General features: G+C 60.8%; 2 protein-coding genes. Both read left to right on the forward strand.

Translation table 11 applies throughout. The features are described 5' to 3' along the window. On the forward strand, positions 1–197 hold a 197-nt coding region (locus PCE31106_RS24200), incomplete at its 5' end, for a hypothetical protein (RefSeq protein ID WP_217425929.1). Positions 198–701: 504 nt separating this feature from the next. Beyond that, positions 702–1,502: a serine hydrolase gene (locus PCE31106_RS23830; protein ID WP_367649274.1), complete on the forward strand. Its 801-nt coding sequence runs from the start codon at positions 702–704 to the stop codon at positions 1,500–1,502. Positions 1,503–1,996: the final 494 nt, after the last annotated feature.

Genomic DNA, 1,996 nt, shown 5'->3' on the forward strand with positions numbered 1-1,996 from the left:
GACTTCTTCATCTGCAGAACTCCCTCTTAACGAGAAAATTCTACTTCTCCCAGCGCCGGTTTGCGGGGGGCATTACCTCAGGAACTCCTCGCTCGCGTAACGTCCAACAGGTTTCCCGTGTATTTCGCCTGCATCGCGTGCGGTGGCTGCTGCCGCGAGTTGCCTTGTTGTGTGCACATGTCGACCGTATCTTCTGACTATGGAACCGCGTGAAGATGTCTGCCCTGTGGTACCCGTTGTTTAGCTCGTCGCTGCCTCGTCTTCGTCGCCTCCCTCGCCGCCCTCGTCTCTCCCGGTTCCCGCGTCTGACGCCACGCACCGTCGCGCTCGCTCGCCTGGCGCTCTTTGGTTTGACGCTGCTCGTTGCCGGGCTGCCAGTCAACGATGCACTCGCGGTGACCGGCCATCATTCGGGCCATGGCAAGCACCACCTCCAACCGGCGAAGCACAAAAAGATGGCAGCGAAGACGACGTCGAAACCCGCTCGTCGGAAAGCAACGGCCGCGCGTACGCCGCACCATCGATCGGCACATCATCGGGCAAAGACCCATGCAGGCCGTAAAGCGGCGAAACCTGCGCATCGGGCGCAGACTACGGTGAAGCATCGGGCTAATGCTACGCGGCAGCATGCGACGCCGAAAGTGTCGAGAGCAGCGGGAGCGGTGCGCGCTGCCGGCGCGGTAACGAACGCGACCGCGCGCGTGCGCACTGCTGCCAAACCACGCCTGCTCGCACGATGCGGCTTCACGCCGGCATCACGCAAGCGGCTTTTCTCGCGTGCCGTTTATATTGTCGACGAGAATACCAAAACGCCGCTCTTCTCCCTGAACGCCAATCAAGTGCGCCCGATCGCCTCGCTGTCGAAGCTGATGACGGCAGTCGTCTGGCTCGATAGTGGACCGGCCATGCGTGCACCGCTCACGGTCACGAACGCGGATCGCGATACGCTCAAGTACAGCCATTCACGCCTGGCGGTAGGCTCGACGCTTTCGCGCGCCGACATGCTCCACATCTCGTTGATGGCATCGGAAAACCGCGCTGCTGCCGCATTGAGCCGCGACTATCCGGGCGGACGTCCTGCCTTCATCTCCGCCATGAATCGCAAGGCACGCGCCTTGAACATGCCCAACACGCGTTTCGCGAACTCGACGGGGCTATCACCGAACAATGTGTCGACGGCACGCGAACTGGCGCGCCTGGTGCGGGCGTCGAACGCTTATCCACTGATCCGTCGCTATTCGATTGATCATCAGCAACGGGTGAATACGGGCAAGGGGCAGTTGCAGTACGTCAATACGAACCGTCTGGTGCGCTACGGGAAAGTGGATGCAAGCGTCCAGAAGACCGGCTTCATTAACGAATCGGGGCATAACATGGTGATGCGCGTGCTTGTGCACAAACGGCGTCCCGTGATCGTGACGATGCTTGGCAGCGACACGCCGGAAGGCTCCCGCCTCGATGGCGTGCGCATCGCCCATTGGTTGTCGTGCTCGTTGCGATGATGCGCGGCACCGGCGTGTGAAGGCGCTCGCTTCAACGGCATACGTATCGCTCATTGGTTGTCATGTTCATTGCTACGACGCGCGTGTGATAACTGGCGCGGTTGGCATATCTGAGTGAGACGGCACCTTGGCGTCCGCGGGTGGTCCAGCGTGCTGATACGTCAGTCGCGCGAGGCCATGCGCAGGTGATAACGCCGTTCGATCACCCAGCGCATTGGGACAATCGAGGCGCCTCATTCGATCACCCAGCGCATTGGGACAATCGCGGCGCCCCATTTCGGCAACGGCATCCACCGAAGACCGTCCGGCGAACTGGTTCCGAAATGGTGGATTGGTCAGGGGAATTTCAGCCAGATCAAGCTGCCCCGTCACGACCATGGCATCGAGCCACGCCAAGGCAGGGCATTATCACCGCGGAAAAGCAAAAACCCCTTGCTACACGAGTTAGCAAGGGGTTTTTAGGGGGAGCCTGACGATTACCTACTTTCACACGG

This window comes from Pandoraea cepalis (genome assembly GCF_902459665.1).
Lineage (GTDB): Bacteria > Pseudomonadota > Gammaproteobacteria > Burkholderiales > Burkholderiaceae > Pandoraea > Pandoraea cepalis.